The organism is Paraburkholderia sp., assembly GCF_047605525.1.
Taxonomy (GTDB): Bacteria; Pseudomonadota; Gammaproteobacteria; order Burkholderiales; family Burkholderiaceae; genus Paraburkholderia.
In genome coordinates this window covers 373,535-396,168 of sequence record NZ_JASGFN010000001.1, presented here as the reverse complement: position 1 = coordinate 396,168, position 22,634 = coordinate 373,535, and the positions used below count along the sequence as shown (strand labels likewise).

The 22,634-nt window shown below is 64.7% G+C and carries 23 protein-coding genes; 9 read left to right on the top strand and 14 right to left on the bottom strand.

Translation table 11 applies throughout. The features are described from left to right. Positions 1-4: 4 nt before the first annotated feature. From QM685_RS01850 to QM685_RS01840, 3 genes are all read right to left on the bottom strand, one after another. Positions 5-796, bottom strand: coding sequence for a BON domain-containing protein (locus QM685_RS01850; RefSeq protein ID WP_415112137.1), 792 nt, complete (start codon positions 794-796; stop codon positions 5-7). Between the two features lie 26 nt (positions 797-822). Continuing rightward, positions 823-1,410: a phosphoheptose isomerase gene (locus QM685_RS01845; protein ID WP_415112136.1), complete on the bottom strand. Its 588-nt coding sequence runs from the start codon at positions 1,408-1,410 to the stop codon at positions 823-825. A gap of 171 nt (positions 1,411-1,581) precedes the next feature. Continuing rightward, positions 1,582-2,127, bottom strand: coding sequence for a YraN family protein (locus QM685_RS01840; protein WP_415112135.1), 546 nt, complete (start codon positions 2,125-2,127; stop codon positions 1,582-1,584). Positions 2,128-2,224: 97 nt separating this feature from the next. Here QM685_RS01840 and rsmI point away from each other — a divergent pair, with 97 nt between their 5' ends. Continuing rightward, positions 2,225-3,109 (top strand): 16S rRNA (cytidine(1402)-2'-O)-methyltransferase, encoded by an 885-nt coding sequence (gene rsmI / locus QM685_RS01835; RefSeq protein WP_415112134.1) that lies wholly within the window; start codon positions 2,225-2,227, stop codon positions 3,107-3,109. A gap of 145 nt (positions 3,110-3,254) precedes the next feature. Here rsmI and QM685_RS01830 read toward each other — a convergent pair whose 3' ends face one another. Then, positions 3,255-3,857, bottom strand: coding sequence for a septal ring lytic transglycosylase RlpA family protein (locus QM685_RS01830; RefSeq protein WP_415112315.1), 603 nt, complete (start codon positions 3,855-3,857; stop codon positions 3,255-3,257). A gap of 647 nt (positions 3,858-4,504) precedes the next feature. Between QM685_RS01830 and QM685_RS01825 the strand changes: the two genes are divergently transcribed. The 3 genes from QM685_RS01825 to QM685_RS01815 all read left to right on the top strand — a co-directional run bounded on the left by QM685_RS01825 (position 4,505) and on the right by QM685_RS01815 (position 6,326). Further along, on the top strand, positions 4,505-5,149 hold the full coding sequence (locus QM685_RS01825) for an MBL fold metallo-hydrolase (protein ID WP_415112133.1): 645 nt from the start codon (positions 4,505-4,507) through the stop codon (positions 5,147-5,149). Continuing rightward, positions 5,146-5,772, top strand: a complete 627-nt coding sequence (locus QM685_RS01820; protein WP_415112132.1) for an exonuclease — start codon at positions 5,146-5,148, stop codon at positions 5,770-5,772. Before QM685_RS01825 ends, QM685_RS01820 begins: the two co-directional genes overlap by 4 nt. A 95-nt stretch (positions 5,773-5,867) precedes the next feature. Beyond that, complete coding sequence (locus QM685_RS01815; protein ID WP_012431468.1) at positions 5,868-6,326, top strand: Lrp/AsnC family transcriptional regulator; 459 nt, start codon at positions 5,868-5,870, stop codon at positions 6,324-6,326. A 78-nt stretch (positions 6,327-6,404) separates the two neighbouring features. Here the strand turns inward: QM685_RS01815 and QM685_RS01810 are convergent, their stop codons facing one another. From QM685_RS01810 to QM685_RS01800, 3 genes are all read right to left on the bottom strand, one after another. Then, the gene (locus tag QM685_RS01810) at positions 6,405-7,679 is read right to left on the bottom strand and encodes a cation diffusion facilitator family transporter (RefSeq protein ID WP_415112131.1); all 1,275 of its coding nucleotides are present in this window, start codon (positions 7,677-7,679) and stop codon (positions 6,405-6,407) included. Positions 7,680-7,969: 290 nt separating this feature from the next. Further along, on the bottom strand, positions 7,970-8,275 hold the full coding sequence (locus tag QM685_RS01805) for an H-NS family nucleoid-associated regulatory protein (protein ID WP_129956792.1): 306 nt from the start codon (positions 8,273-8,275) through the stop codon (positions 7,970-7,972). 405 nt (positions 8,276-8,680) lie between these two features. Then, complete coding sequence (locus tag QM685_RS01800) at positions 8,681-9,328, bottom strand: HugZ family protein (RefSeq protein ID WP_415112130.1); 648 nt, start codon at positions 9,326-9,328, stop codon at positions 8,681-8,683. Between the two features lie 143 nt (positions 9,329-9,471). On the opposite strand from QM685_RS01800, the gene QM685_RS01795 reads away from it, so the two are divergent. Beyond that, positions 9,472-10,722, top strand: coding sequence for an MFS transporter (locus QM685_RS01795; RefSeq protein ID WP_415112129.1), 1,251 nt, complete (start codon positions 9,472-9,474; stop codon positions 10,720-10,722). A 124-nt stretch (positions 10,723-10,846) separates the two neighbouring features. Here QM685_RS01795 and QM685_RS01790 read toward each other — a convergent pair whose 3' ends face one another. Continuing rightward, positions 10,847-11,992, bottom strand: a complete 1,146-nt coding sequence (locus QM685_RS01790) for a branched-chain amino acid ABC transporter substrate-binding protein (RefSeq protein WP_415112128.1) — start codon at positions 11,990-11,992, stop codon at positions 10,847-10,849. A 487-nt stretch (positions 11,993-12,479) separates the two neighbouring features. Beyond that, positions 12,480-13,583: an NAD(P)H-dependent flavin oxidoreductase gene (locus QM685_RS01785; protein ID WP_415112127.1), complete on the bottom strand. Its 1,104-nt coding sequence runs from the start codon at positions 13,581-13,583 to the stop codon at positions 12,480-12,482. 367 nt (positions 13,584-13,950) lie between these two features. On the opposite strand from QM685_RS01785, the gene QM685_RS01780 reads away from it, so the two are divergent. Together QM685_RS01780 and QM685_RS01775 are read left to right on the top strand one after the other, a co-directional pair. Beyond that, a complete protein-coding gene (locus QM685_RS01780; protein ID WP_415112126.1) occupies positions 13,951-14,649 on the top strand; it encodes a dienelactone hydrolase family protein in 699 nt (232 codons plus the stop codon). A gap of 259 nt (positions 14,650-14,908) precedes the next feature. After that, positions 14,909-16,426: an amidase gene (locus tag QM685_RS01775; RefSeq protein WP_415112125.1), complete on the top strand. Its 1,518-nt coding sequence runs from the start codon at positions 14,909-14,911 to the stop codon at positions 16,424-16,426. A 14-nt stretch (positions 16,427-16,440) separates the two neighbouring features. Here QM685_RS01775 and QM685_RS01770 read toward each other — a convergent pair whose 3' ends face one another. The 5 genes from QM685_RS01770 to QM685_RS01750 all read right to left on the bottom strand — a co-directional run bounded on the left by QM685_RS01770 (position 16,441) and on the right by QM685_RS01750 (position 20,881). Next, positions 16,441-17,733: an MFS transporter gene (locus tag QM685_RS01770; protein ID WP_415112124.1), complete on the bottom strand. Its 1,293-nt coding sequence runs from the start codon at positions 17,731-17,733 to the stop codon at positions 16,441-16,443. A gap of 157 nt (positions 17,734-17,890) precedes the next feature. Continuing rightward, positions 17,891-18,202 carry a high-potential iron-sulfur protein gene (locus tag QM685_RS01765; RefSeq protein WP_415112123.1) on the bottom strand — a complete coding sequence of 104 codons (312 nt, stop codon included), beginning with the start codon at positions 18,200-18,202 and terminating at the stop codon, positions 17,891-17,893. Positions 18,203-18,364: 162 nt separating this feature from the next. Then, positions 18,365-19,471 (bottom strand): NAD(P)/FAD-dependent oxidoreductase, encoded by a 1,107-nt coding sequence (locus QM685_RS01760; RefSeq protein ID WP_415112122.1) that lies wholly within the window; start codon positions 19,469-19,471, stop codon positions 18,365-18,367. 124 nt (positions 19,472-19,595) lie between these two features. Next, positions 19,596-19,907: a hypothetical protein gene (locus QM685_RS01755; RefSeq protein WP_415112121.1), complete on the bottom strand. Its 312-nt coding sequence runs from the start codon at positions 19,905-19,907 to the stop codon at positions 19,596-19,598. Further along, positions 19,904-20,881 carry an AAA family ATPase gene (locus QM685_RS01750; protein WP_415112120.1) on the bottom strand — a complete coding sequence of 326 codons (978 nt, stop codon included), beginning with the start codon at positions 20,879-20,881 and terminating at the stop codon, positions 19,904-19,906. Before QM685_RS01750 ends, QM685_RS01755 begins: the two co-directional genes overlap by 4 nt. 312 nt (positions 20,882-21,193) lie before the next feature. Here QM685_RS01750 and QM685_RS01745 point away from each other — a divergent pair, with 312 nt between their 5' ends. After that, positions 21,194-21,751, top strand: a complete 558-nt coding sequence (locus QM685_RS01745) for a hypothetical protein (protein ID WP_415112119.1) — start codon at positions 21,194-21,196, stop codon at positions 21,749-21,751. Between the two features lie 69 nt (positions 21,752-21,820). Then, the gene (locus QM685_RS01740; RefSeq protein ID WP_415112118.1) at positions 21,821-22,618 is read left to right on the top strand and encodes an endonuclease/exonuclease/phosphatase family protein; all 798 of its coding nucleotides are present in this window, start codon (positions 21,821-21,823) and stop codon (positions 22,616-22,618) included. The last annotated feature ends 16 nt before the right edge of the window (positions 22,619-22,634 follow it).

Here is a 22,634-nt window from a genome sequence, read left to right as displayed (position 1 = left end):
CACGTCACGGCACCGCCTTCGGATTACCCGGATGCACCGACGTCGAGTTGCTCACCGGCGCGGGCGCCTGCTGTTCGAGCGGCCGCGCGCTCACCGACGAATCGGGGATCGCGTCGACCGTCGGCTCGCTCGCCTCCGGCTGCGATGCCGCCACCGGCGCGGTCGCCGCCGCGGCGGCAGCGGCCGCCGCTTCCTGCGGCTGGATGTACTGGAATACCTTCACGACCTGGACCACGCCCGGCACCCGGCTCGCGACGTCGGCGCCGCGATTGCCCTCGTCCATCGTGACGAGGCCCATCAGATACACGTTGCCCCGCTCGGCCACCACCTTGAAGTTGTTCGCGGAAATATTCTTCTCGGCGATCAGCGCGGTCTTCACGCGCGTCTCGAGATACGTGTCGTTGGTGCGCGACGAGAACGAACTCGCCGGCATGATCGCCAGTTCGTTGACGATCGTATTCACGTTGTTCAGACCGCGCACGATGTTCTCGGCGCGCTGCTTCGACGCGTCGCCCGCGACCTCGCCGGTCAGCAGCACGCGACGGTTGAACACCGCCACGTTGACGTGCGCGGAGTCCGGCAGATTCTGGCTGATCTGTGCCAGCGCCTTCACCTGAATTTCGCGGTCCTCGGTCTGCGCGCCGAGCGTGCGGCGGTCGGTCGCCATCAGCGCGCCGCCGCCCGCCGCGGCCCCGACGGCGAGAAAGCAACCCTGCAGCGTGGCCGACAGCCCCGCCGCGAATCCCACCACCAGCACGGTTCTCACCAGTGTCTTCTTGACGCGGAATACGCTCATCAACTAGCTCTCCTTCGAAATCAGTCTCAGTCTTCGCCGAGCAACATGGCATCGATGCCGTCGCACAGGCAGTGGATGGTCAGCAGGTGTACTTCCTGGATACGCGCGGTGCGATCGGACGGCACGCACACGTGGATGTCGGTATCGCTCAGCACTTCCTGCGCGCGTCCGCCGCCCTTGCCGGTCAGCGCGACGACGATCATTTCGCGTTCGTGCGCGGCTTCGATCGCGGCGAGCACGTTCGCGGAATTGCCGGACGTCGTGATCGCGAGCAGCACGTCGCCCGGCTGACCGAGCGCCCAGACCTGCTTCGCGTAAATCTGTTCGAACGAGTAGTCGTTGGCGATGGCGGTAAGCACCGAGGTGTCGGTGCTCAGGGAAAGGGCCGGCAAGCCTGGCCGCTCGCGCTCGAAGCGGCCGATCAGTTCGGCGGCGAAATGCTGCGCGTCGGCGGCCGACCCCCCGTTGCCGCACGCGAGAATGCGATTGCCGTTGGCAAGCGCGGCGAACATCGTGTCGACCGCCGCAGCGATCGGCATCGACAGGAGCTCGAGGGCTTCGAGTTTGACTGCCGCGCTGTCGCGGAAGTGTTGTTGAATACGTTCGACTGACATCGAGTCTCTATCTTCTACCGCGAATGGACCGCACTGCGCGGCCGTGTTGTGAAGTCATATTGCCAGGCTGCGTCCCGCCGATGAACTGCGAGGAAAACGCGGCGCGCGACGTCGAACCCCAGCATGCGAGCGCAAGTTTATCGCACTCACGCGTGTTGCCCGCGCGGGCCGTCAGACTTCGTCGGCGCGAAACGCATCGCGCAGCCACACGAGCCGGCCGCCGTCGAAGGCGACCACGTCGAAACGGCAGGCGGGCTGCTCGCGCGGATTATCGCTTGCCGCGACGCGCGTCGCGAGGTAGTGCCGTGCCGCGCGCACGATGCGCCGTTTCTTGTGCCAGCCGATGCTGGCCGCCGCGCCGCCGTAATGACGCTGGGCCCGCGCGCGAACTTCGACGAACACCAGCGCGCCATCGCGATCGCGCATCACGAGATCGATCTCACCGCCTCGGCATGCAACGTTCCCCGCGATGAAGCGCATGCGCTGGCGTTGAAGAAATTCGCGCGCGCGTGCTTCGAAGGCCGCGCCGACGGATTTGGACCCACGGTCAGCAGAAAAGTTGTGGAGCAGGTGCGGGGTTTTTAGCGGAGTCCCTGGGGCGGGTTTGGGTATTGCTCTGGATGCGGTTGTTGGCGCGGTTCGCGTGGTTGTTGGCGCGGTCGCCTCGGTCAGCCCGGTTCCTTGCGCGGTATGCGTCGCCGCGGTCACCGCCGGCATCTTCACTGATCCACGTCCCTGCTCCACCATGCCTGATTCGCCCGACCCCACATGGCACAATGGCGGCCTCGCTCCGTCTGTTTGCGTCTTCTGTCTCATGACTCCTCTCTCCGAACTCGCGCAAGGGCAGCAGTACCCCGCCGCCGCGCTCTATGTGGTGGCCACGCCGATCGGCAACATCGCCGATATCACGCTGCGCGCGCTGCATGTGCTCGGACTCGCGGACCGCATCGCCGCCGAGGACACGCGCAACACCGGCCAACTGCTCGCGCGCTACGGCATCTCGAAACCGCTCGTCGCCGTGCATCAGCACAACGAGCGCGCCGCGGCACAGCGCGTGATCGAGCATCTGCAGGCAGGCGAGCGCGTGGCTTACGTGTCCGATGCGGGCACGCCGGGCATCTCCGACCCGGGCGCGAAACTCGTCGACGCCGTGCGCGAGGCCGGCTTCGCGGTGATCCCGCTACCCGGCGCAAGCGCGCTCGCAACCGCGCTGAGCGTGGCCGGCGACTGGGTCGCGACGTTCTCGTTCCTCGGCTTCCTCCCGCCGAAGCCGAAGGCGCGCGCCGCCGCACTGCAGACACTCGCGACGCATCCGCATGCGATGGTGTTCTACGAAGCGCCGCACCGGATCGTCGAAACGGTACGGGCGCTCGCCGACGCATTCGGCGGCGAGCGCAAGCTGCTGATCGCACGGGAACTGACGAAGTTACATGAAGCGCTGCATCGTGGCACCCTGGCCGAAGGGCCAACGTGGCTCGCCGCCGATCCGAACCGGCAGCGCGGCGAATTCGTTCTGGTGGTCGAAGGCGCGGCACAGGAAGCCGCCGGCGAACACGATCACGACGCGTTGCTGGGCATGCTGCTGGAAGAACTGACAGTGAGCAGCGCCGCGAAAGTGGCGGCGGCGCTCACCGGCGCGTCACGCAACGTGCTGTACACGCGTGCGCTGGCGCTGAAGGAAGACAAGCCCGACGCGTAAGGCTCGATGTGGGCGAATAAAAGGAAAAGGGCCGCATGATGCGGCCCCTCGTTTTTTCTACAGGCTGAACCCCGGCAAACGCGGCGCGCAGACAGATCCAAGCCCGTGTCGCGCGGGCGGCACGAAGACGCACCGCCGTTTTAACTTACTTGCCCGCATCCGAACCCGAATTCGACGCCAGCGTCTCGTTCAACTCGGCACGCGCTTGCTGCTGCGTCAGTCCTTCGATCGTCACCTTGGCCGTACCGCTGTGGCGCATGTCGAGGACGGCCGCGGCCGCCATCGACAGATCGATCACCCGGCCGCGCGCATACGGGCCACGATCGTTGATTCGCACGATGACCGAGCGCGAATTGGCCGGATTGGTGACGCGCACATAGGACCCGAGCGGCAGCGTGCGGTGCGCGGCCGTCAGCGCGTGCATGTCGTAGCGCTCGCCGTTGGCGGTGCGGCGGCCGTGGAAGAAGCGTCCGTACCACGATGCGCGGCCGGTTTGACGGAAGTCCGGAATGTCGACGCCGTCATCGTTGAGCGGTTGGGCATCGGCCAGTGGCGTGTTTGGCGTGCTCGCGCCGGAGGCCGGCGCGCTACCAAACGATTGAGGTCCGAAGGAGCTCAAGTTCACATTTTTCGTACTGCGCGGCATGTCGTTCGCCGAGGTGTCGGACGCGCCCGGAGGGGTGGCGCAGCCGGCCAGTACAAAAAAGGCAAAAGCAGTCCCCAGACCGCGGGTTAGCCGAGTTTTCATAAGACGTGCAATCAGATTGTCGAGCCGCGTCACCCAGAAAGTTGGGTGTGTTGCTTGCGACTCCGGCGGTAAGGACGACGACACGCCGCGCCGAAAAGCGCAGTACGTCAAAGCCCGGATGCGGCTCACTCAGCCGCTACCGCACGGTTAATTTTCACGTCTGGCGCAACCTGTCCCCGGCAGCCTGACCAGACCCCACATGCCGCCATCGAACGTGGCAAACACGTTCTTGCGCGCGCAATTCAGCGCGCAGGAACGGCGGCGTAGGCCCCACCCAGCGTCACGGCGGTTAAGTCCGTAGCAGGCGCGCGGCGCCTGGCTGGGCAAGACGTGTGCATCGAACGCATCGATACTGGATGGCCGTCGACAACTCCGACGGCCCTTACTTGAACGGCGAGCGGCGTACCCTCTTTTGATGGGGACGCATCGCCTTGTGGCAGCACAAATTACTGTGCATAGGCTGCATTATACCCAAAAGAATTTTCCGGGATCATGAGCTGGCCAAAACCTTGCTCAATCTTCACATTTATCGCAAAAATGGGCAGACGAAAGCTCCTCGTGGATCCATGCGCGACCCCGTTCGCGCGGACTCCGGCGACGCTCGCGAGGCCGGTACAATCAATGTTTTTCCAGCGCGACGTCCAGCTATGAAAGTCACTCTGATCCCCGTCACGCCGTTCCAGCAGAACTGCTCGCTGCTCGTTTGCGAGGCAACCGGCCGTGCGGCCCTCGTCGATCCGGGCGGCGATCTCGACGTCATCCAGCGCGAGATCGCGCGCCAGAACGTGACAGTCGAAAAAGTCTTTCTGACCCATGGTCATATCGATCACTGCGCGGGCGCAAAGACGCTCGCGACACATTACGGCGTGCCGATCGAAGGCCCGCACCCCGATGAGCGCTTCTGGCTCGACAAGCTTCCGGACCAGAGCACGCGTTTCGGCTTCCCGCCCGCCGACGCGTTCGAGCCCGACCGCTGGCTTCAGGACGGCGACACCGTGCAATTCGGCGACGAAACCCTCGAGGTTTATCACTGCCCGGGCCACACGCCGGGTCACGTAGTGTTCTTCAGCCGCGCGCACCGGCTCGCACTGGTCGGCGACGTGCTGTTCGCCGGCTCGATTGGCCGCACGGATTTTCCGCGCGGCAATCATGCGGACCTGATTCGCTCGATCCGCGAAAAGCTCTGGCCGCTCGGCGACGACGTGACCTTCGTGCCCGGTCACGGCCCGACCTCGACGTTCGGCGCCGAGCGTCGCACCAATCCCTATGTCGCCGACGGAGTGCGCGCATGAGCAGCGAGATCTACGTCAGCACCGACGTCGAAGCGGACGGCCCGATTCCCGGCCCGCATTCGATGCTGAGCTTCGCATCCGCCGCGTACACCGAAGACAAGCAGTTGATCGCAACCTTCTCGGCGAACCTCGAGCTGCTCGAGGGCGCCGCGCCGCATCCGGTACAGGAAGCGTGGTGGAAGACCCAGCCGGAAGCGTGGGAAGCCTGCCGCAAGGATCTGCAGACGCCCGAGGCGGCGCTCGCCGCCTATGTCGACTGGGTCGAGGCGCTGCCGGGCAAACCGGTGTTCGTCGCGATGCCGGCCGGCTTCGACTTCACCTATATGTTCTGGTACATGATGCGCTTCGTCGGGCGCTGCCCGTTTTCGTGGTCGGCGCTCGATATCAAGACACTCGCGTTCGCGATGACCGGCCTGCCGTACCGCAAGAACATCAAGCCGCGCTTTCCGAAGCACTGGTTCGACGAGCATCCGCATACGCACGTCGCGCTCGACGACGCCATCGAACAGGGCGCACTCTTCTGCAACATGCTGAAGGAGCTGCGCGCGAGCCACCCCGCAGTGTCCGCGGACATGAAGGATGATGGGGACGGCACAGGGCAAAACGCCGCCCCCGAAAGGTAAATCAGGGCGATCTCCCTCGCGGGAGCCGTTTTACATTGCGTTTCGTTTTCGCGCCCTCTACCATGCGTTGATAGGCGACGCAAACGGAGGCGCAGTTGACACTCGATACGTTCTCACAGAAGATCCTGCGCCTGCTCCAGCTCGACGCGCGCCGTTCCGTGCAGGAAATCTCCGACCAGGTCGGGCTGTCGAGCACGCCGTGCTGGCGGCGCATCAAGGACATGGAGCAGTCGGGGGTGATCCAGCGCTACACGGCGCTGCTCGATCGCGAAAAGCTCGGTCTGCACGTCTGCGCGCTCGCGCATATCCACCTGACCCGTCACACCGAAGGAGGAGTCGAGCAGTTCGAGCGGGAAATCGCCACCTGCCCCGAAGTCACCGAGTGCTACAGCACGACCGGCGAATCCGACTACATCCTCAAGATCGTCGCGCCCGACATCAAGGCATACGACAGTTTTCTGCACGAACGCATCTTCAAGATTCCGGCCGTCGCGCAGGTGCGCACGAGCGTCGTGCTGCGCGAGATCAAATTCGACACGCAGTTGCCGTTGTGAGGGAAGTCGCCGCGAGCGGACCACGGGCCGTGACGTGAAGCTCGATGCGTGAGAGCCGAAGTGCGGCCAAAGCCGAACTCAGGCGGCGTTGTGAGGCTCCGTGCTCTTTGCCTGATCGGCGGCCGCGCTGATTCTGACCTCCGCCGTCGTATGAACTTGCGCGGCAGGCACGTCGCGCTGCAACAGCACATCCAGTTTGCGCGCGCCCAGGCGGCGCTTGAGCGCATCCAGATCGACGCGGCCGAGCGATTGCGCGTCGCTATCCAGCATGCGGGCCGCATCCGCCGCGCCGCCGGCACCGGATGACGCCGCCGCCGGCAATATCACCTCCACATCGAGTCCCGTGCTCAGGTAGTGAAGATTCACCGCCGCGGCGTGCAGGCCGCCCGCCGCCAGCGCCGCGTTGACCTCGGCGACCACCCGCTCGCGCGGCGGCAAATCGATGGGCGGATGGGCGAGCACATCGTTTTCCGGATCGACATGAATCAGCGCGTCGAGCACGCGTTTGTCGCTCAGCACGCGCAGCCGCGCCGACTCCGCGATGTAGTGCCCTTCCGATACCGAAATCAGCGGATCGACAAGGATATGCGCATCGACGAGCGCAAAATCGCCCATTTTGCGCGTGCGCATTTCGTGCACGTCGCGCACGCCAGGGGTGGAGAGCAGCAGCGCGCGCATGTCGGCGGCAGCAGCGACGTCGAGCGCCCGGTCGGACAGGTCCTGCAACGCGTCCCAGCCGAACGTCCAGCCCATGCGTGCGACCATGAAGCCGACGATCGCCGCCGCGATCGGATCGAGCAGCCGCACACCGGCGAGACTGCCGATCACGCCGATACTCACCACCAGCGACGAAGCCGCGTCCGAGCGCGCATGCCACGCGTTCGCAATCAGCATCGCGGAACGCACGCGCGTCGCCTCGCGCAGCATGTAGCGAAACAGCGTCTCCTTGGAAACCAGCACCAGCGCCGCGACTGCAAACGCGCTCACGTGAATCGCGGGAATGTTTTTCAGATTGGCGAGCCGCGTGCCGGCACCCCATAACATGCCGACACCGACCGAAATCAGCAACGCGCCTAAAAATAACGAAGCCACCGTTTCATAACGGCTATGTCCGTAATTGTGATCCGCATCGGGCTCTGGACCGCTGTGCCGATTGGCAATCAGCACGACAAAATCGGAAATCAGATCGGCGCAGGAATGGACGCCGTCGGCAACGAGCGCCTGCGAGTGCGCGACCATTCCGATGACGATTTGTAGCGTCATCAGCACCGTATTGAGCGCAATACTTACAAACGTGCTTTTGCGCGCAACGCGCTGTTTCTCGACGGATTGGGCGATGGCGGCGGACGGCATGTGCAAAACGAGACAGGTTCAATCTCGTTATTGTACGCGCCGCAACTCGGAAACACGTCGAGTGCCCGCCAAAAAATCCTTTTGAATCAGTCGCTTATCTAAACGAAAAGCATTCGCGTTTCAAATTACCTGAAGTACTTGCGACAAAAATCGGGGCGGCTATTTAACAAAAAGCCGCGCCCGGAACGGTGCGCGGCTTTTTTGAGATCGAGCAATGCGCTATAAGCGCTGCTCATTGCCAGTATTCGTATTACATGCATACCGGAAGCGTGGCTTTCCGGCCACCGGCATTACTTCTGAATCAGAAACTTTTCGCGATCCAGGCCGGCGATCCAGCGCGGCGGTTTGCCGCGGCCGGACCACGTGCTGCCGCTTTCCGGGTCGCGGTATTTCGGTGCGACGCCTGCGCGCGGACGGCTGGCTTTAGCGCCGCCCTTCGGTGCGCGGCCGCCGCCGAGTTCGCTCAGCGAAATGCCGTAGTCGGCCATTTTCTGCTTGATCTCATTCAACACTTCCGCGTATTCGCGCGACTTCGCTTCTTCAATCTGTTTTTCGAGCTTCTCGCGCTGCGCGAGTAGTTCCTTGTAAGAAGACATAGGTTCCCTTGTGGTATGGATAAATGGCCGCCAGTCTTACGCCGGCTTACCCTTTGAAGTTTCATGCCTCGGAATTTGATGGCGAGATTAACACAAAATAGAAAGCCTGCAAAAGCGAAAGCAAAAAATTAATTCAAATTCGTTTCAAAAGGTTTCCGCGCCCAGCGTGTCTGACCGCGGCCTTTCAATTGCATGATTTCGCATGTCACTGAAAAGTCTCGTTGACTACCTATTTATAAGATTAACTATCAGAAAATGCGATTTAAGATGTCTATATCGGACTAACATTTCATGGCATGAAAGCTTTTGTCTCAATAAGCCAAGCTCTATTGAGATAGAAGAGGCGCGCCATGCCTGATGTATGCGTGTTTCTTCGAAAAACATTAATGCCTAATTGAGATGCCGTCAGATGCAAACTTCGAGCGCCGCGCGCAATGTCTCGGGGCTGGACCGGGCACTGTCGAATGGAATGCGCAGGCGAGTGCCGTCGCGTTTCAAATCGGCGCCATAGCGGTCGACGCCGAGCAATTTCGCCGCGCTGGCGGTACCCAGCCGGGCGTCGAACTCCTCGACCAGCGCGTTCTCTTCTTCGGCGGCAAGCGGCGGCAGTGGATCGAGTTCGGCGCCGTCGAGCCAACCCATCGCGCCGAAGCCGCCGATATATCGCAGCCGCTCGAGCTTCATCGTCCAGAACGAGAAGTCGCCCAGCACCAGATAGCGCTCCGCGTCCGGGTGATAACGCAGGTAGCGCCGCACGACTTCCGCGGTCGGGTCGACGGGCTCGAAAGTGCCCAGCAGCGTGACGCGCTGGCCGCCGAGCACGTCGCCGTCGGGCGCGTCGACGGCCAGAAAACCGGCTCGCGGATCGGCATGCAGGTTGTGCGTGTGCTCGGCGAGCCGGCTGATGAGGATCGTCGGACGATGCCGCGCGTCCGGCGCGAACGGCAGCATCGATGGATAAGGAAAGCCCTCGGGCTGACGCGCATGGGTCGCGAGCGTACCGACCGCGGCCGTGTGCAGCAGATGCAGCGGGGCATGAGCGGGAATGTTCAAGTGAGCGGACCTCGATGAGTGACGAGTGGATCGTGTCAATCGTACCTGGCCGCCGCCGGACCGTTCAAGCTCCTTGCGCGCCGCCGTCCAGGCCGTCCAGGCGTTAGAGACGGCGCTTCGATAGAATCGGAAGTCCGCTTTCAATGCGCTTTCTCATACGTTATCCCCTCGATACCTCCGTGCCCGATCACCAAGCCTCCGAATTCGCCGTCCTGCCTGCCGCTCACCGCGACCTACCCGTCACCGCGCGGCAGCGGGCGCGCGTCGCCACGATGGCGCTGTTTTTCATCGCCGGGATGATGTACGCATCGTGGGGCGTGCATGTGCCGACCGTGCGCGACCGCTTCCATCTGAATGCCGCGATGCTGTCGTTCGCGCTGCTCGCAGTGGCCGGCGGCTCGATCGGCGCGATGGTGACCAATGGATCGTGGATCGCGCGGGTCGGCACGCGCCGCGCGTGCCTGACGGGCGGCCTCGTGATGGCCGCCTGCGCGGCATCGATTCTGGTCGTGCCGGCCTACTGGACGTTGCTGATCGTGCTGGCCATCTTCGGCGCGGGCATGGCCACGCTCGACGTCGCGATGAATGCCGAGGCGAGCGCCGTCGAAAAAGCGCTCGGCAAGCCGATCATGTCGTCGCTGCACGGCATGTTCAGCCTCGGCGGGATGTTCGGCGCGGCCGTCGGCGGCGCGTTGCTGTCGCGCGGCATGGCGCCGGCGCTGCATCTTGCGCTCGCCGCGGCGGTAAGCGCGCTCGTGCTGCTGCTCGCCTGTCCGTCGGTGCTGCCGCACGTGCCGCACGCCGAGCATCCCGACGCCGCCACGCCGCGCGCGAGCCGCTGGCGCTCGGCGGCGCTGTGGGCGCTCGGCACGATGGCGCTGGTCGCGCTGATTGCCGAAGGCGCGATGTACGACTGGGCCACGGTCTATATGCGCGACGTCGTGCTCGCGACACCCGCGCTCGCGAGTGCCGCCTACGCGGCGTTTTCGGGCGGGATGGCGGCCGCCCGTTTCGCCGGCGACGCGGTGCGCGCCCGCTTCGGCGCGCCGCAACTCGTGATGATGAGCGCCGCGCTCGCGTGCGCGGGGATGGTCGACGCGCTGCTGTTGCCCAACCCGGTTGCCGCGCTCGCCGGCTTCGCGCTGATCGGCCTGGGCCTCGCGAACATGATGCCGGTGCTGTTCGCGGCGGCAGCGAGCGTGAAGGGCATCCACGCGGCCGAAGGGCTCGCGCACGTCGCGGGGCTCGCGTATTTCGGGCTGCTGCTCGGGCCGGTCATCATCGGCGCGGTCACGCAGGTGACCAATCTGACGATCGGCCTGTCGGTCGTCGCCGTGTGCTCCGCGGCAATCGCGCTCGCCGGGCCGAAGGTGCTGCGGCGTTTGAACATCTGATGTGGGGGCGGCACAAACCGCCCCCTACCGCCAACCCAAAGAAAAAAGCACGCAAACCTCACGGCCCGCGTGCCTCAATAGCAGCGAAGCGAAGACGGCTATACGCCGTCCCCGACCACGCAAATTACATCTTCACAACGTCGAGCAACGTCTTCTTGCCCTGCTTGTAGTTGTACAGCGAGATCACGCCGTGCTGCAGGTCGCCCTTCGAGTCGAACGTCGTTTCGCCGATCACGCCCTTGTAGTCCGTCGACGGCATCTCAGCCAGGATCTTCGCCGGATCGGTCGAATTCGCGCGCTTCATCGCGTCGACGATGATGTACACCGCGTCATACGTGAACGGCGCGTAGATCTGGATCGGCTGGCCGAAGCGCTTCTCGTACTTCGCTTCGAACGCCTTGCCGCCCGCCATCTTCTCGAGCGCCATGCCGGCTTCCGAGCAGACGATGTTGTCGGTCGCGTCGCCGGCGAGGTCGGACAGCTTGTCGGTACAGACGCCGTCACCCGCGAGCACCTTCGCGCGCAGGCCGAGCTGCTTGGCCTGCTTCGCGAACGGACCGCCGGTGGCGTCCATGCCGCCGTACATGATCGCGTCCGGGTTTTCGCCCTTGATCTTCGTCAGAATCGCGCGGAAGTCGACGGCCTTGTCGTTGGTCGCGTCATGCGACACCACGTTCATGCCGAGCGCCTTGGCGGTTTTCTCGAATTCGTTCGCGAGACCCTGGCCGTAAGCGGTCGAGTCGTCGACGATCGCGACGCTCTTCACCTTCATGCCCTTCGCCGCGTAGTTCGCGAGCGCCGGACCCTGTTGCGCATCGGTCGCGACGACGCGGTACGTCGTCTTGAAGCCTTGCTGCGTGTAGGCCGGGTTCGTTGCCGACGGCGAGATCTGCACGATGCCCGCATCGCTATAGATCTTCGAAGCCGGGATCGAGGTGCCCGAATTCAGGTGGCCGACCACCGCGACGACCTTGTCGTCGACGAGCTTCTGCGCAACCTGCGTGGCGGTGCGGGGGTCAGCCGCATCGTCCTGCGCGTCGAGTTGCAGCGTGATCTTCTGGCCGCCGATCGTCAGGCCCTTCGCGTTGATTTCCTCGACGGCGAGACGCGCGCCGTTTTCGTTGTCTTTACCCAGGTGGGCGATACCGCCAGTCAACGGCGCAACGTGACCGATCTTGACGACCGTGTCGGCCGCGGCCGATGTTGCCAACGTCGCGAACAGCATCGCCGCAGCGCTGATCGGCAACAGCTTTTGAATTTTGATGTTCATGTAAGTCTCCAGTTTCGGTCAAAACAACGTAATCGCCCTGTGCCCCGCTTCCCCAACTCGTGTCGCTCAGTCCCGTGGACGACCACGCCGGTTGCATCGTTCATGCACTTGGCCAGCACGCTTGCCGGACTGTTTGTGACAGATGGCAAACCGTACTTGCGCGCAAGTGTAGGCCAACAAATTAATTTGGGGGAATTTTTTGAGAAAGTGGGAAGAACACTAATAGCGCTTATCCGGCGCGAGCTGTCCGCAATCAGGGGAACCGGCTGGAAAGCCCCAGCCCATGCGGGTTTCCGCTAATTCGGTTTTTTCTCCGCAGGTGCGGATTCACGCTTTTACCGGCTTGAACAGGACGTGATTCGAAGGTTTTTTCAACTAAAAATGAGGCGCGCCGCACAGTTTGGCGAGCGCGCGGCAAAATGGGAAATCAGCCGCGCGTCAATCGTGAATCAGTCGCGCATCGATTGCGCATCAGTTAAATAAATAGTCAGCGCCTGAATGCGGCAATGCGCGCGGCGGATGCCTGCCATTCCCGCTCGAGTTGCGTCATCAGTTCGGCGGCGCCCAGGCCTTCGGCGCGCGCGCGTCCGAGCGGCGCGCCCTGCCCGGCCCACAGAGACAGATAATCGCCGTTCTGCGCGCGGCCCGCGTTTTGCCGCAATTCCTGCGTCAACGCGTTTTGCACCGGATACGGCGCGATGCTGTCCGCCGTTTCGCTCAGGCGCCGCATCAACGGATTGCGGATGCCGCGCGCATGACGGCCGGTGATCGCGCGCGTCACCTCGGTCGACGTATCGGACATGCCGCGTACGCGGGTTTTCCATACGTCCGGAATCGCGCTCTCGCGGCAGGTGAGAAACGCGGTGCCCATTACCGCCGCCTGCGCGCCGAGCGCGAGCGCGGCGACGATGCCGCGGCCGTCCATGATGCCGCCGGCCGCGAGCACCGGCAGCCCGGTCGCGTCGACGAGCTGCGGCACGAGCGCCATCGTGCCGACCAGCGCGTCCTCGAACGCGCCGATGAAAGTGCCGCGATGCGCGCCCGCCTCCGCGCCTTGCGCGGCGATCGCGTCGGCGCCGGCGTCGCGCCACGCGATGCCTTCGGCGACATGCGTCGCAGTTCCCACCACGTACGTGCCGTTCGCGTGCAGGCGTTCGACGTCGGCCGCCGGCAGCAGTCCGAACGTAAAGCCGGCGACCGGCACGCGTAATTCGATCAGGGTGTCCAGTTGCGCGCGGAAATCCGGCGCGTAGCGTTCGAGCGGCTTGCCCAGCGGCAAACCGAGATCGGCGCGCAGCGGATCGATCGCCGCGAGCGCGCGGCGCACGGTGGCGTCGTCGGGTGAAGCGGGGTCGAGCACGAACAGGTTCACGCCGAACGGGCGATCGGTCAGCGCGCGAATCGCCGCGACCTCGCTCGCGATCTTTTCCGGCGCGAGCGCCGCGCCCGCGAGAAAGCCGAGGCCGCCTGCGTTCGATACCGCCGCCACCAGCGCGGACGTGGTCGCGCCGCCCGCCATCGGCGCCTGCACGACCGGCACCCGCATCTGAAAACGCCCGGCAAACGGCGTCACGAAACTGCCTTCATTCATGATCGTTTCCTTTGCCGGCGCAATACCGGCACTCTTCTCGCCAATGGGCTCGCAAACGTATTCGCCATGTATTTCGCCATGTGTGCGCCGCATGTTCCCAGTGGGTTTCCACCGGGTTCCGAGCCGCGCGAGCCGTCACGCCCGACTGTACCGATACGCGCGCCGGCGGAGAAATGAATTATCGAGATTGTTTCAATCGCCTTACGAGAACCGACGCGTGCCGCGCGGCGCGCGAAGCCCCCGTCCAGCCTCACTGCAAGCCGTTTCTTTTGATGGCAAACTAACCGCCGCTTCAGGGCCGCCCGGCCTCTGGCGTTTCGTATAGACCGACCTCGCGCGGCACGCGCGCGAGTCAATGGAGAACAGCATGAGCACGACTTCCCGATGGATCGACATCCCCGCCGGCAACGACAGTTTCGGCGGCTACCTCGCGCTGCCGAAGGGCGGCAAGGGACCGGCCGTCATCATCATTCAGGAAATCTTCGGCGTGAACAGCCATATCCGTTCGGTCGCGGATCAGTACGCGCAGGACGGCTATGTCGCGCTCGCCCCGGACGTGTTCTGGCGTGTGCAGCCGCGCGTCGAATTGACCTATGAAGGCAAGGACCGCGAAAAGGGCATCGAACTGATGCAGAAAACCCGGCTCGACGACGCGGTCGCCGACATCGGCGCCGCCGCCGCCGCGTTGCGCGCGATGCCGGAAGTGACCGGCAAGGTCGCGGCGATCGGCTATTGCTTCGGCGGCCGGCTCGCGTATCTGGCCGCGGCGGCCGGCTCGCTCGACGCCGCCGTCGCCTACTACGGCGGCGGCATCCATACGCAGCTCGACAAGGCCGCGAACGTCAAGGTGCCGATGCTGTTCCATTACGGCGAACTCGACGCGCATATTTCGCTGTCGGACATCGGCCAGATCCAGGAGCGCTTCGCGGGCCGCGCGGACGTGCAGTTCCACATCTACCCGAACGCCGATCACGGCTTCAACTGCTCGGATCGCGCGTCCTACAACCAGCACGCATCCGCATTGGCGCATGGCCGCACGCTGACGTTCCTCGGCGAGCGGATGTAATCCGCGGTTCCGAACCGCAGGCTTCCCTTCGTATCCACGCGCCGCCTACCGCGCCAGCGTAACTCGGGTACTCTCTGAAAGACGGCGTGGCGGTGACACGCCGTCTTTTTCCATGTGCGACGATCGACCGGGCAACGGATGCCTGGCGAAACGGGTTCGTCGCGCGCACACGCAAATGGCGTCGCAGCCGGCGAAGCCGCGGCAAGGCAGCCGGCAAATTCAGCGCAGAACACAAACCGACAGCGAGGATCCATCCGCCGTGCACTCAGACTATCTCGCTCATGACGCCATCGGTCTCGCCGAACTCGTGCGCACGCGTCAGGTCAGCGCGCGCGAACTGATCGACGTCGCGATTTCGCGCACCGAAGCAGTCAATCCCGCGATCAACGCGATCGTGCTGAAGGATTACGACGCGGCGCGCCAACGCGCATCGAGCGACGACGCCAATCGCAACCCCGGCGTCAACGGAACGCCCCCCTCCGCCGCGCACGCGGCGCTCGCCGGCGTGCCCTTCCTGATCAAGGATCTCGGCGCGCCGATCGCCGGCTTGCGCATGGCGATGGGCAGCCGTCACTACCGTCACTTCATTCCGACGCAGGACGCACCGGTCGTGACGCTCGCGAAAGCGGCGGGCCTGAACATCTTCGCGAAGACCAGCACGTCCGAGCTCGGCCAGATGCCCTATACGGAGCCCGAACTATTCGGCGCGTGCCGCAATCCGTGGAATCTCGATCACACGCCGGGCGGTTCGAGCGGCGGTGCCGCGGCGGCGGTCGCCGCCGGCATCGTGCCGCTCGCGCATGCGTCGGACGGTGGCGGCTCGATCCGCATTCCGGCTTCGTGCTGCGGACTGTTCGGCCTGAAGCCTTCGCGCGGACGCGTGCCGCGCGCCGCGCCGCCCGGCCCCGGCGAACTCGGTATCGACCTCGCGGTCTCGCGCAGCGTGCGCGACAGCGCGTTGCTGCTCGATCTGCTGTCGGGCAACGCGCAGCGGCCCAGCGGCGCGCCCGGTACGTTTCTCGGCGCGACCCGCGAGCCGTGCAAGCCGCTCACCATCGCATACGTAACGGAGCCGATGCTCGCAACATCGCTATCCGCCGATGCGCGCGCCGCGCTCGACGACGCCGCGCAACTCGCGAGTTCGCTCGGCCATCGTCTCGAGCCGGTGTCGCTCGGCATTGATTTCGCGGCGGTCCGCCATGCGTTTCTGACGCTGTGGTCCGTCAGCGCCGAAGACCTCGTGCTGAACGCGGAGCGCATTACCGGCCGCAAGCCCCTGCGCAGCGAATTCGAAATTTCGACGTGGGCGATCGCGCATATCGGGCGCAAGCTCGGCGAGCAGGGCTTGCCGGCCGCGCTCGACGAACAGCGCCGCATCACGGCGCGCCTGACCGATCTGATGAACCGTTATGACGTGCTGCTGTGCGCGACGCTGGCCGGCGCGCCGATCAGGATCGGCGAAATGCAGCCGACTTCCGTCGAGCGCATGCAGATGCGCGCCGTCACGACGATGCCGCTCGAACCGCTGATGAAGAAGCTGCTGCTCGAAGCGTCGAACAAGGCCTTCGCGTGGGCCGGATGCACGGAGCTGTTCAATCTGAGCGGACAGCCGGCGATGTCGGTGCCGCTCTACTGGAACGCACGCGGGCTGCCGATCGGCGTGCAGTTCGCGGCGCGCACCGGCGGCGAAGCGACGCTGCTCAGACTTGCCGCGCAACTCGAAGCGGCACGGCCGTGGTTCGACAGACGGCCGCCGTTGATGAACGCGCGCCGGTAGAGAAAGCCGCAATGTCAGGCCGGCTTGCGCCGCGCATCGAGATCGACGTGTCGCTGCCCCGGAATGCAAGCCACCGAGACGATCGACAGCGCCAATCCCGCCATCACGTACCACGTCGGCGCGAGCGCGGAGCCTGTGGTGTCGATGAGCCACGTCACGACGAACGGGCCGAAGCCGCCGAACAGCATCATCGCGACGTTATAGGCGAGCGACAGGCCGATCGAGCGCACGTTCGCCGGAAACAGCTCGGCGATCAGCGCGCCGAACGGGCCGTAGCAGCCCGACAGCAGGATCGACAGCAGCGCCTGCACGAGAATCAGTTTCGACACGCTCGGCTCGTCCGCGAGCCACGCAAGGAGCGGATAGATGAGCACGAACGTCAGCGTCAGCGACCACAGCGACAGGCCCTTGCGCCCGATCCGGTCGGACCATGCGCCGGTCAGCGGCGCAAGCGCCGCCAGCAGCAGATTGCCGACGATCACCGCGGAGAACGACGGCGCGTAAGGCAGCTTCAGTTGCGTCACCGCGAAGCTCGGCAGATAGCTGACCAGCACGTAGATCGTCACGGTGAGCGCGATCACCGAGCCGAGTCCGCATAGCACGTTGCGGCGATGGTTCGCGAATACTTCGCGCAGCGTCGCGCGCGGCGCATGCCTTTGCGCGAGCAGAAAGACTTCGGAATCGGCGAGATGGCGGCGGATGTAAAAGCCGACCGGGCCGATGAGCGCGCCGAAAATGAACGGCACGCGCCAACCCCAGGACTTCAGCGCGTCGGGCGACAAACCGCGCGTGATCAACGCGCCCACCAGCGCGCCGAGCAGCAGCGCCGCCGCCTGGCTCGCCATCTGCCAGCTACCGTAGAAGCCGCGCTTCGAGAACGGCGCCGCTTCGATCAGCAAAGCGGTCGAACTGCCGAATTCGCCGCCGGCGGAGAAGCCCTGCAACAGACGCCCGAGCACGATCATCAGCGGCGCGGCGATGCCGATCGCCGAATAAGGCGGCGCAATCGCGAGCAGCAGGATGCCGAGCGTCATCAGCGCAATCACGAGCGATAACGCCGCCTTGCGTCCGGCGCGATCCGCATGGAGTCCGAGAACGATGGCGCCGATGGGCCGCATCACGAAGGCGGCGCCGCAGGTCGCGGTGCTCAGGAGTATCGAGGAGTAGCCGTTGCCGGCCGGAAAGAACAACTGCGCGATCACCGCCGTCAGAAGGCCGAATACGGTGAAGTCGTACCATTCGAGCGCATTGCCGATCACCGCCGCGACGACTGCGCGTGTATGAAGGCTCCTCGACGCAGGTGCCATTCGAAGTCTCCAGACTGCGAAAAATGTCCGGCGGTCAGCCGTTTCAGACGCGCCGAGCAGACGCATCGGGATACATCGCACTGAAGACGTTACTGCGGAATACACCGCGATGCCGCGGCGCATTCCGCGAGCCGAAAAACGCATTGAAGCCGCGTCGTCAGGCTTTCTTGTTATAGGCGCTGCACCAACCCTTGGCCGCCACCTGCTTGCCCGCGAACATCGGACAGCCGCCGTAGGCATCCCCCGCCTTGCCCTGGAAGAAGCTGCAGTTGCCGCATTCCTCGCCCGGCGCGAATTTGGTGAACTTTGCCTTGTCGACTTTGCTTGCATCCGCCCGATAGCCGAGCGCCTGCGCGGTCGGGTCGGTTTCGGAGACTTTCGGTGCATCGGCGAACGCCTGGCGTGACAGCGCAAGCGTCGATGCCACACCGATACTGGTGATCAAAAACGTACGACGGGAAGATCTCATGGGGACTCACTCCATTTATATGGAAACAACGCCGTTCTGGTGACAGCGTTCCCCAAGCATAGCAACGAAGCCGTCGCGCGTGAGGGTCCAATGATGGAGATAAGAGGATCGGTAGGAGCGCGGGCGCGGCGCGCTCGACGGGCGCCAGGCGCGCCCGCCGGTTCAGCCGCGCCCGGCCAGTTCGCACACCCGCTGCGCGATCGCGAGCGACGCCGTCAGCCCCGGCGACTCGATGCCGAACAGATTGACGAGCCCCCGTACGCCATGCGCGGCCGGCCCCTGGATCACGAAGTCCGCGGCGGGCTCGCCGGGACCGGACAGCTTCGGACGAATGCCCGCGTACGCGGGTTGCAACGCGTCATCGGGCAACGCGGGCCAATACGCGCGAATCGCCGAGTAAAACGAGTCCGCGCGCCGCGGGTCGACGTCGTAATTGATCGCGTCGACCCATTCGACATCGGGACCGAAGCGCGCCTGGCCGCCGAGATCGATCGTCAGATGTACGCCGAGACCCGCCTCGTTCGGCATCGGATAGATCAGGCGGCTGAACGGCGCGCGTCCCGAGATGCTGAAGTAGTTGCCGCGCGCGAAATACAGCGGCGGCACATGACGCGCATCGAGCCCGCGAATCCTGCGCGCGAGCGCGTTCGCGTGCAGACCCGCGCTATTGATCACGCACGCGGCGCTGATCGTGGTGGGCGCATGGCCGCCGACCGAGATAGTGAAGCGGCCGTTGCGCGCCTCGATCGCCTCGACCGGCGCATGAAACGCGCACACCGCGCCGTCGCGCTCGGCATCGCCCTGCAGCGCGAGCATGTACTGATGACTATCGACGATCCCCGTCTGCGGCGAGAACACCGCTTCCACGCATTCGAGCGCCGGTTCGAGCGCCTGCGCCTGATCGCCGGAGATGCGCATCAGGTCGAGCACGCCGTTGTCGCGGCCCTTGGCCATGATGCTTTCGAGCTGAGGAATCTGGTTGCGCGACGTCGCGACGAGCAGCTTGCCGCAGCGCGAATGCGGCACGTTGTGCCCGGCGCAATAGTCGTACAGCATCTCGCGGCCGCGCACGCACAGTGTGGCCTTCAGCGAACCGCGCGGATAGTAGATACCCGCATGAATCACTTCGCTGTTGCGCGAACTCGTGCCCACGCCAATCGCCTCGGCGGCTTCCAGCACGATCACCTCGCGCCCGCGCGCCGCCAGCGCGCGCGCCGTCGCGAGGCCGATCACGCCGGCGCCGATCACTACACATTCGATCTGATCCATATCCGTTGACGCGGCTCACTGCGCCGCGCGCTGCCTCGTTCAGCCGATGGAGAGGAGGACAGGATACGGCGCCTCGGCGCCGCGGTCCGCTCGTTGCCGAACGCCTCTGTCCACTTGTGTCTGCCTATGCCATTTTTATCGCCGCCACGCAAAATTGTACGACGCGGTACAGACGGAAATGCCCGCGGGTCTGCGGGCATTGCTGTCGCGAGCGCACGCGAGGCGCGGCGGCTAACTGCTTCAGTTCAAGTGTATGCCGCCGGCTCGCGGACTTGTGTTTACGATCCGGCTCGCGCGCGACATTTTCCGCTGGCATCTCAAAAACAGCAACAATTGCCGCTGCATTCACGTCACGCAAAGTAAAAATTCCAGCCTTCGGCCCGAATAAACCGCCCGAAGGGCCGTTTTCACAAGGAAAAGGGGCAAAAAAGGTCAAAAACCGATCGGTTTTCGGCGATTTCCGTAGTCGAGCCGGATGTCGGCGGGTTCGATCCGATCGCGTCCGGCGATCCGCGCGGCGCCGAAGCCGTTCAGGATCGCGCGACGCATTTCGCGCGGCGACGCGCGCTTGAGCGAGTCGAGCGTCGCATCGCCGAGCGACTCCGGAAAACGCAAGCCCCAGCCGTGCGCGGAGCGGATCTCGTCGTAGATCGCCTGCGCGATGCGCCGCGCGCCGTCGTGGTCCGGCGGCGCAATCTCGTACACGTTCATCCGGTTCAGGATCGGCTCGGGGATCGCGCGTTCGTCGTTGGCGGTCGCGATCCAGATCACGTTGCCGGCGTTGATCGGAATCTCGGCGAACTCGTCGATGAAGCTCTGCGCGGTGTCGTGCTCGAGCAGCGCGTACAGCGCGCCGAGCGGATCGTATTGCGAATCGCCGGTGGCCTTGTCGATTTCGTCGACGGCGATCACGGGATTCGCGTAGCTGCCGTTCACGAGCGCATCGAACACCTTGCCCGGCTTCGCGTTCTTCCATTGCGACGACGCGCCCGACAGAATCCAGCCCGCCGTCAGCGAACTCATCGCCACATATTGATACGCGGTGCCGAGCAGGCGCGCGAGCTGCTTCGCGAAATGCGTCTTGCCGATGCCCGGATCGCCGAGCAGCAGGATCGGCATCAGTTCGAGCCGGTCCTCGGTCTCGAGGCACAGCGCGACCTGCTTGCGGATGTCGTCGAGCGGTGCGGAAAAATTGGGCAGCGCGTCGATCAGATCGTCGATCGACGGCATCCGGTTCGGCTTCACGCAAAAACGCAGATTGCCGGTTTTCAGCATCTTTTCATATGTCGCGCGCAACGCCTCGTTCGCGCCGTCGCCGAGACCGTTCAGCGCGGTTTCGACCTGATCGAGGTCGTACACCCGGCTGAACGAAGCCACGGCGATTTCCTGTTTGACCATTGCTGTTGTCATCGCTCACCCCGTCTGACTGGTCCTGCCAACGCGGCGCCTCGTGAGCGCCGTTCCAGGTCCAGTGTAGCGACGGCATAAACGCATGCAAGCCAGCAGTCGCGCCGCTCTGCTGCTAACCGCCGCGTTGCTGGCCGCTGGTTTTCGGCGATTGTCGTCCTTATCTGGAATGCATTGTTGCTGAACCGGACCCCCGCCGACATGTCAGAAAACGTTCCGGCCATCAGAGGTAAGATGGCTCTCTGATTACGTGGAAACATACCTGTAATGACCCGGCAACCATGCGGGCCGACGCCGGGACCGGAGATTCCTTCTATGTGGAAAACCAGTATCGCGGCCATGCTGCTTGGCGCTTCGTTGCTCGCTCACGCGCAACAACGGCCAGCGCAGGTCGTGCAATGGCAGTTGCGGGTGATGCAGGACGGCCAGCAGATCGACTCGTTCGACGGCACCACCACGGTCGGCCAGGCGCGCACCGATACGCATCACCGGGTCGTGCAGCATAACGTCGGCTGCAAGGACCAGCCGGCCGGCAGCATCGACCTGTCGCACACGCTGACCGTCTCGCCGCTGCGGGTGGATCCGGAAGGCGTCATGATGTCGATCGACACACAGGAAACGCTCGAAGACAACAGCGCGCCGCGCACCGACATCGGCTGCAAGCTGCCGCCGCAACCTCGCCAGGTGAGCGCGAGCCACCCCGGCCTGATCGTGCCGCCGGATCAATGGGCAAGCTGGACGATCGTCGACCACAATCCGAATCTCGTCTACCGCGTGCGCGCGAACGTCGTGGAGAGCGGCGCGAGCGGCACCGGCGCGGGCGGCGTGACGAACGGCAAGATCAACGGCAGCGCGGCCGGCAATTCGAACTGACACATGAATAGCGGACCTGAGCTGCGCGCCTTTTCGACGCGCTCAAACAGAACACGTGGATAACACGGCATGCGAAACCCAGAAGAATTGATCCGCGAGAATCTCGCGCCGAACGATTTCGTCGCGGTAAGCTGGAACCTGCACAAGGGCCGCACGCCGCTCGGCTTTCAGGCCTGGCAGGCGATGCAAAGCTGGGTGCAGTCGACCCATGCGGACGCGTACTTCCTGCAGGAAGCGATGGCGCGGCGCCTGCCGTCGCCGGTGTTGGCGAGCAGTTTCGGCGCGCCGATCGACGATCCGCTGACCGACGTCTGGCACTGTCAGGCAACTGAAATCGCGCGCGCGCTCGAGCTCGAAGTCGCGCTCGGCCCGAACGTGTTCAAGCCGTCGTGGCGGCACGGCAATGCGATCCTGTCGCCGCATCCGCTCGATCTCGGCGGCCGCTGGGACATCTCCGCGCACCGCTTCGAAAAGCGCGGCCTGCTGGTCGCGCGCGCGACCTTCGGCGGACGGCTCGTCACGCTGCTGTGTGCGCATCTCGCGCTCACGCGTCCGGCGCGGATGCGGCAGATGGAGTGGATCGCGCACTGGATCGCGAAGGAAGCGCCCGACGGTCCGCTCGTGCTGGCCGGCGACTTCAACGACTGGCGCAACGACTCGGTGCCGCTGTTCCGCGAGCATGGCCTGCAGGAAGTCGCGACGCTGCTGGGCGAGCCGGCGCGCACGTTCCCGGCGTTCTCACCGGCGCTGTCGCTCGACAAGATGTTCGTGCGCGGCATGCAGCCGGTCGAATGGATCCAGCCGACGCAGGAGACCGCGTGGCTGTCGGATCATCTGCCTTATATGGCGCGGTTGAGGCTCGATTAGATCGGGCGGGCGCGAC